At 71.9% G+C, this 7,312-nt stretch carries 6 protein-coding genes; 3 read left to right on the top strand and 3 right to left on the bottom strand.

Annotated features, from left to right (window positions below):
• Nucleotides 1-55: 55 nt before the first annotated feature.
• On the top strand, nt 56-2,266 hold the full coding sequence (locus E1284_RS08920; protein ID WP_131938537.1) for an MMPL family transporter: 2,211 nt from the start codon (nt 56-58) through the stop codon (nt 2,264-2,266).
• Here the strand turns inward: E1284_RS08920 and E1284_RS08925 are convergent.
• The gene (locus E1284_RS08925) at nt 2,244-3,398 is read right to left on the bottom strand and encodes an aminotransferase class I/II-fold pyridoxal phosphate-dependent enzyme (protein ID WP_165965185.1); all 1,155 of its coding nucleotides are present in this window, start codon (nt 3,396-3,398) and stop codon (nt 2,244-2,246) included. The two genes, E1284_RS08920 and E1284_RS08925, sit on opposite strands and share 23 nt — an antisense overlap.
• A gap of 249 nt (nt 3,399-3,647) precedes the next feature.
• Between E1284_RS08925 and E1284_RS08930 the strand changes: the two genes are divergently transcribed.
• Complete coding sequence (locus E1284_RS08930; RefSeq protein WP_131938539.1) at nt 3,648-4,601, top strand: ArsR/SmtB family transcription factor; 954 nt, start codon at nt 3,648-3,650, stop codon at nt 4,599-4,601.
• A 44-nt stretch (nt 4,602-4,645) separates the two neighbouring features.
• Here E1284_RS08930 and E1284_RS08935 read toward each other — a convergent pair whose 3' ends face one another.
• Nucleotides 4,646-6,124, bottom strand: a complete 1,479-nt coding sequence (locus E1284_RS08935; protein WP_131938540.1) for an aldehyde dehydrogenase family protein — start codon at nt 6,122-6,124, stop codon at nt 4,646-4,648.
• Between the two features lie 167 nt (nt 6,125-6,291).
• Between E1284_RS08935 and E1284_RS08940 the strand changes: the two genes are divergently transcribed.
• Nucleotides 6,292-7,089, top strand: a complete 798-nt coding sequence (locus E1284_RS08940) for an SDR family oxidoreductase (RefSeq protein WP_131938541.1) — start codon at nt 6,292-6,294, stop codon at nt 7,087-7,089.
• Here E1284_RS08940 and E1284_RS08945 read toward each other — a convergent pair.
• Nucleotides 7,067-7,312: putative sulfate exporter family transporter (locus E1284_RS08945; protein WP_131938542.1), on the bottom strand; the 246-nt coding region annotated here is incomplete at its 5' end. The genes E1284_RS08940 and E1284_RS08945 overlap by 23 nt on opposite strands.

A 7,312-nucleotide genomic window follows, 5' to 3' on the forward strand; every position in this document is an offset into this window, starting at 1 on the left:
GCAGGACTTGGGGGGCGTGCGGAACGTGGCCGGGTGGGCGGCAGGGGTCGTACGCGTGCGGTACTGGGTGCTGGCGATGACGTTGCTGGTGCTGGGGGGCGCGGCATGGGCCGGGGCCGGAGTGCACGACCGGCTGGTGATGGGCGACAACCTGCCGGTCTCCACCCGGTCGGCGCAGGCCGATCGGTGGCTGCGCACGCACGCCGGAGCGGGCAAGCCCGACCTCGTCGTGGTGGCCGAGGTGACCGCCGGGCCGGCGGGCGCGGCGGCGGGCGGGGTCGATGACGTGCGGGCCGCGGCGGCGGGCCGGCGTCTGACGGCGGCGCTGGCCGCCGATCCCGGGGTGTCGCTGGCCAGGTCGTACTGGGCCGGCGGCGACCGCGGCCTGCGATCCTCTGACGGCCGCAGCGCGGTGGCCATGGCGTGGCTGCGCGGAGATCTGCAGGACCGTTTGCGGACCACCCGCCGGCTGGTGCCCCGGCTGCCGCGGCATCAGGGGCCGCTGACGGTGACCGTGGGAGGGGACTGCCAGGTCCGCGTGGAGGCGCAACGGCGGAGCGAGCACGACCTGCGGGTGGCCGAGACGGTGGCGCTGCCACTGACGCTGGCGGTGCTGCTGGTGGTGTTCGGCAGTCTGGTCGCGGCGCTGATACCGCTGGCCATGGGCGCCTTCTGCCTGGTGGGTGCGATGGCGCTGCTGCGGCTGCTGAGCGAGGCGACCCCGGTGTCGGTCTACGCCCTCAACATCGCCTCGCTGATCGGGTTCGCGCTGGCGGTGGACTTCAGCCTGTTCATCGTGACCCGGTTCCGTGAGGAACTGGCCCGGCAGCGGCCCGTCCAGGAAGCGGTGCGGCACGCGATCGCGACCACGGGCCGGGCGATGGGACTGTCGGCGATCAGCGTGCTGACCGCGCTGGCCGCGCTGCTCGTGATCCCCTCACCGATCGTCCGCTCGATCGCCTACGGCGGCATCGCGGTGACGGTGCTGGCGGCCATCGCCGCGCTGGCGGTGCTGCCGGCCGCGCTGGCGGTGCTGGGCGCCGGAGTGGACCGGCTGGCGGTCCCGGGCCCGTGGAGCGCGGGGCGCCGGTCCGGGCCCGGCGCCGCCGCCCAGGGCTCCTCGTTCTGGGCGCGGCTGGCGCGGCTGGTCATGCGGCGGCCGGTGGCGGTGACCACCGCCGCGGGGGCGCTGCTGCTGCTGCTGGCCACTCCGCTGCCGCACGCGCGGTTCGGGATCGCCGACGAGCGGATCCTGCCGCCGCAGGACCCGGCGGCCCGCGCCGGGCAGCTGATCCGCGACCGCTTCGACGCCCAGTTGCTGCCGCTCACCGTGGTGCTGCCGCATCGAGCGCACCCCGGCGACTATCCGCGGCGGCTGTCGGCCGTACCGGGGGTCGTCCGGGTGCAGGCCGCGAACGGGACCTTCGCCGACGGCCGGCGGATCGGTGCGCCGGACGCGCGGTCGGCGCGCTACAGCGTCCCGGCCGGCACCTGGATGGCGGCCACCACCGCCGTCGCCCCCTATGATCACGCCGCCGCCGCCATCGCCGAGCGGCTGCGCGCGGTCGCCGCCCCGGAGCGGGCGCTGGTCGGCGGCCCCGGCGCCGAACTCGCCGACACCCGCCGGCTCGTCGGCAGGCGGCTGGCCTGGATGGTGGCGATCATGGCACTGGCGACCATCGGCGTGGTCATGTGGATGACCGGCAGCCCGCTGCTGGGCCTCAAGGCGCTGCTGCTCAACGCGCTCACCCTGACCTCGACGTTCGGGGTGCTGGTGGCGGTCTTCCAGGACGGCCGTCTGCACCGGCTGGTCGGCGAGTTCAGCACCACCGGCACCCTGGACGTGATCATGCCGGTCGTGGTGCTGGGCGTGGCGTTCGGGGTGTCGATGGACTACGAGATGTTCCTGCTCGCCCGCATCACCGAGGAGTACCGCCGCCACGGCGACACCTCGGCCGCGGTGATCGCGGGCCTGCACCGCACCGGTCGCCTGTTCACCTGCGCCGCAGCGGTGTTCGCACTGGTCATGGCGGCCATGGCGACCTCCTCGGTGGTGCTGGTGAAGATGGTCGCCGTGGGCGTGCTGACGGCCGTCCTGGTGGACGCCACCCTCGTGCGCGCCCTGCTGGTCCCGGGGATCATGAGGCTGGCCGGCCGCGCGAACTGGTGGTCGCCCTGGCGCGCGTCACCGCCCGCCCGCCGGCCGGCCGCCGCCCCGGCGGCTGCCCCGGCCGCCGCCGCGATCAGAACTGATACTTCCCTTTGAGGAGCTTGAGGGTGTCGGCGAGGCCCTCCATGTGCTCCTTGCTGTGCCTGAGATTCGGGATGATGCGGAGAAGGGCCTTGCCTCGCTCCGCGGCCGGGTAGCGGAAGACCGAGACGAGGTATCCGTGTTCCTGGAGCTCGCAGCGCACCACTTCGGCGACACGTTCGTCGCCAACATGAATCGAGATGATGTAGCTGGGATTGTCGTTGAGGTCGCAGCCCACGCTGATGAGCTGCTCACGGAACCACGCCACCATGCGCAAATAGTCATCGACGCGCTGCCGGTCTTCCCGCGATCGCCCGATGATGTAGGCGATCGTACTGGCGGTGGGCGGCTGCAGCGCCGCGGTGAACACGGACGTCCCGGAGAAGTACTCGATCACCTTGGCCGCGTCCGCGGGCCCGGCGACCGCGCCGCCCACCATGCCGATCGACTTGGTGAACGAGGTCATGACGAACGTGGCCTGCGACAGCTTCCGGAACTCGTTCGCGTAGGGCCCCGTTTCGTGGTCGTAGACCATGAAGCCGTTCGCGTCATCGACATAGCTGACCGCGTCGTACTCCGCGCAGAGGTCGGTAATGGCGCCGATCGGCGCGACGCTGCCGTCGCCGGAGTACACGCTCTGGAAACCGACGATCACACGCTTGCCCTGGTGGCGGGCCAGGAGTGTGCGGAGCCGCTCGACGTCGTTATGGCCGAATGAGAACAGCTGCCTGCCCGGCTGCATTTTCTCCACGGCCTTCCACATCGACCAGTGGCAGGCGCGGTCCATGAGGAAGATGACATCGCCGAAGTCGGCGGTGATCGTTGTGGTGACCTGGATCTTCGACGTCATCGCGTGCACGAAGCCCACGGTGGCGAGCATTCCGGAGGCGAAGGTGATGGCACTTTCCTTGCCGTAGATCTCGCAGACCTGCCGCTCGATCTCGCGCAGCGGCCGGGAGATCGCCTGGGCTCGCGAGCCGCCGTTCGCCAGCCCGTAGGACCTCGCGGCATCGGTGAAGTGGGCCACCACGTCATCATCGTGCTGCCAGCCGAGGAAATCGACACATCTGAAGTTGATGAACTGGCGCCCGGCGATATGGACGATGGTTCCGTTGGCTCCGTCGATGGCGGGCACGTCGGCCGGCATCAGCCCCGCCTCTCGCACCATCCGCACCCCGTCGGAGAATCCCCACTTCGCCAACGCCCGGCTCGAGTCCCGCAAAACCGCACTCCCTCGTACTCGTCACATGGGGCCGCGATTATTGCCGCGCCCTGGTAATCGCCGCGCAGCGATGATTACCCCGTCACGGCAATTGCATTGAGTGATCAAGTTATCACATAGAGTGGTCACTCGCCGGAGGCTCGGCGGGCACGGGCGGATGTAGCGTGGCGCTTAATGATCAGTTTCGAGCTCGGCGTCGAAGACCTCGCGGACACCCGGTTCGCGCTGTCACCGCTGGACGAGGCGTGCCTGAGCCTGCGCGTCCTCCGCGAGCCCGGGCTGCAGACGGTGCACCTGCCCTGGCGCCGCGCGGCGCTCGCCCGGCTCGACCCGGACGACGTCCGCCTGCTGACCTCCCTCGTCGGGACGAGGCTGGCCGTCCCGGACTTCCTGTCGCCGCGCCCCACGACCTTCGCGCCGCGTTTCGAGGACCAGCTGGCCCTCGTCCGGCAGACGCCTCCGGAGATGGTCCGCAGGGACATGGAGGCGGCGCTCGTCAAGGCGACGCCTCCGGACGGCGCCTCGGCCGCGAAGCTCCGTGACGACGCCTGCGACGTGCTGCTGCGCTACTGGCGGACGGTGCTCGAACCGGTGTGGCCGCAGATGCGCCTGGTGCTGGAGGCCGACATGACCTACCGGGCGCGGCAGCTCGCCGTGGGCGGCGCCCGCCTGCTGTTCGCCGACATGCACCCGAACCTGACCTGGCGGGACGGGGTGCTCTACATCGACAAGATGATCGGACGGCACCACGTGGCGGCGTCCGGGCGCGGGCTGCTCCTCATGCCGGCGGTGTTCGCCCACAAGCCAGCCCCGCCCGTCCACCCGGACGAGCCGCCCGGCCTGTCCTATCCCTGCCGCGGTGTCGCCACCCTGTGGACGCCGGCGCCGTCACCCGGCGCCACCGCCCTGTCGGCGCTGCTCGGCACGCGCCGCGCCGAGCTGCTGGCCGTCCTCGACGAGCCGCTGCCCACGATCGAACTCGCGCGCCGCCTGAAGGTGACCGCGAGCGCCGTCTCGCAGCACCTGCAGGTCCTCCACGATGCGGGCCTGCTCACCCGCGCGCGGGACGGCCGGCACGTCCTGTACCGCCGGAGCCCCCTCGGCGACCAACTCGTGTCAGGGCGCTAGGCCGAGGCCATCCGAATCCTTTGAGCAGGCTGAGCAGGGCGGCTTCAGTATTGGAAGTCGCGCGGGTTGTGCTGGACGCTGATCCAGTGGTGGGTGGTGAACTCGTCCACGACCCATTCGCCGCCGAAGCGGCCCAGTCCGGACGCCTTCTCGCCGCCGAAGGCGATGTGGACATCGTCGTTCACGGTCGTGTCGTTGATGTGCGTCATGCCGGCCTGGACGCGGAGGGCGAAGTCGATTCCGCGCTCTTCGTCGCGGGTGTAGACGCCGCTCGACAGGCCGTATTCGGTGTCGTTGGCGAGGTGGAGGGCGTGGTCCTCGCCGTCCGCCTTGATGATGGTCGCGACGGGGCCGAAGACCTCCTCGGCGGCGGTGGCGACCGTGCTGTCCCCGAGGAGGACGCGGGGCGGAAGCACCTGGCCGGTGGGGCCCGTCGGGTCGCCGCCGAGGAGCAGTTCGGCACCGTCCTCGACCGCGCGGGACACCTTGTCGCGGATCGAGTCCAGCTGCCGCGCGTTGATGACCGGGCCCAGCTGCGTGCCGGGATCGCGCGGGTCGCCGTAGCGGAGTGACGCGGCGGCCGCGACGAAACGGTCCACGAAGGCGTCGTGGACGGACGCGTCCACGATCACCCGGTTCGTCGCCATGCACACCTGGCCCTGGTGGAGGTAGCTCCCGTACAGGGCGCCCGCCACGGCCTGGTCCAGGTCGGCGTCGTCCAGCACCACCAGGGGTCCGTTGCCGCCCAGTTCGAGCGCGAGTTCCTTCAACCCCGCCTTGGCCGCGATGCCCCGTCCGACCGGCGTGGACCCGGTGAAGGAGATCACGCGGGGGATCTCGTGCTCGACGAACGCGTCGCCGATCTCGCTCCCCCTGCCGATCAGCGCGCTGAGCAGTCCGGGCGGCAGCCCCGCCTCCTCGTAGACCTTGGCGAGGAACAGCCCGCCGGTGACCGGGGTGTCGCTCGCCGGTTTGAGGACGACCGCGTTGCCGAGCGCGAGGGCCGGGGCGACCGAGCGGTTCGACAACTGGACGGGGAAGTTCCACGGGCTGATCACCCCGACCACACCGGCCGCCTTGCGGTAGACCCGGTTCTCCTTGTCCGGGATGTCGGATCCCGTGCCCGTCCACCGGTTGATCCGGTCGGCCTGCTCGGCGGCCTTCTCCGTCACCGCCCGGACGAGCGCCAGCTCCATGCCGGCCCGGCCCCGCGTCGCCCCCGCCTCACGCTGCAGCCAGCCGATGAGCTCGTCCTCCCGGTCGGCCATGATCCGCGCGGCGTTCGCCATGACCTCGGCGCGCTCGGCCGCGGGCCGCGCCGCCCACGCCGGCTGCGCGTCGCGCGCCGCGCGGTACGCCTCGTCCAGGTCGTCCGCACCGGCGAGCCCGATCTCCGTCAGGACCTCGCCGGTGTAGGGGTCGGTGTCCTCGCGGCGGCCGTCCGACCGGCCGGCCCGCCACTCGCCCGCGATGGGCATCCGGTCGAACCCCGTGTAGACGTCGAGCATCGTTCCCCTGGCCATGGTGCGCCCTCCTCGCGTCCGCTCGCAGTGGTTCTGCACTTGCCCGGCCGGACGCCTCCACACCGCCCGCAGGGCAAAATCGGCGTTTCGTCCCAGCGATGTCACATATCCGGTGCACGGTCCCGTCTGGAGGGGTGAATACGAGAGCGACTGAAATCGGAGGAGCCATGCGAGCACCCATCTTGGTCACCGGCGGTACGGGCCGGGTCGGGCGGCAGGTCGTCCCGCTGCTGAGGGAAGCCGGACAGGACGTGCGGGTCCTCACCCGCCACGCCCGCGACCCCGAGGACGGCGTCGAGTACGTGACCGGCGACCTGATGAAGGACGAGGGGATCGAGGCCGCGCTGGACGGCGTCGAGATCGTCATGCACCTCGCGGGCGGGGGCAAGGGCGATGACGTGGTCGCCCGGAACCTGATGGAGGCCGTGGCGCGGGCGCGGGTGAGGCACCTGGTGCTCATCTCGGTCATCGGTGCCGAGCAGGTTCCGCTCGCCTGGATGAAGACCCAGGTGGAGACCGAGCGGGCCGTCGCCGAATCGGGCGTGCCGTACACGATCCTGCGCGCGGCCCAGTTCCACGACCTGGTGCTGCAGACCGTCCAGGCCATGGCCAAGATGCCGGTCGTCCCCATTCCGGGCGGGCTGCGGTTCCAGCCGGTCGACGCGCGGGACGTTGCCGTGCGGCTCGTGGAACTGGCGCTCAGCGAGCCGGCCGGCCGCGTCCCCGACCTGGCCGGTCCCCAGGTCTACGGGATGAGGGAACTCGTCACCGGGTACCTGGGGGCGCGCGGCAAGCGCCGTCCGACCCTGCCCGTCCGCATCCCGGGGAAGGCCGGGCGCGCCTACCGCGCCGCCCGCAACCTGACCCTGGACGGCGCCGACCACGGCAGCCGCACCTGGGAGGACTTCCTGGACGAGCGCCTGGGGCGGCGCGAGGAGGTCCTCACCGGTGGCCGAGCACGCTGAGCGCCGCCAGGGAGATCGCGCCGACCAGCACCGTCGAGAGCAGGCCGAGGAGGAGGCCGCGCCGTCCCGTCCGCAGCAGGGAGCGGACGCGGACGGACGTCCCCAGCCCGAACATCGCCGCCGCCAGCAGCACCGTCGAGACCTCCTTCGCCCCCGCGAGGGCCGGGCCGGGCACGGCGCCCGCGCTGCGCAGCAGCAGCATCACCAGGAACCCGGCGACGAA

The organism is Actinomadura bangladeshensis, assembly GCF_004348335.1.
Taxonomy (GTDB): Bacteria; Actinomycetota; Actinomycetes; order Streptosporangiales; family Streptosporangiaceae; genus Spirillospora; species Spirillospora bangladeshensis.

Coding starts and splice junctions, on each gene's coding strand:
- E1284_RS08925 (WP_165965185.1), bottom strand. CDS start 3,398: ATGCCGGCCGACGTGCCCGCCATCGACGGAGCCAACGGAACCATCGTC.
- E1284_RS08930 (WP_131938539.1), top strand. CDS start 3,648: ATGATCAGTTTCGAGCTCGGCGTCGAAGACCTCGCGGACACCCGGTTC.
- E1284_RS08935 (WP_131938540.1), bottom strand. CDS start 6,124: ATGGCCAGGGGAACGATGCTCGACGTCTACACGGGGTTCGACCGGATG.
- E1284_RS08940 (WP_131938541.1), top strand. CDS start 6,292: ATGCGAGCACCCATCTTGGTCACCGGCGGTACGGGCCGGGTCGGGCGG.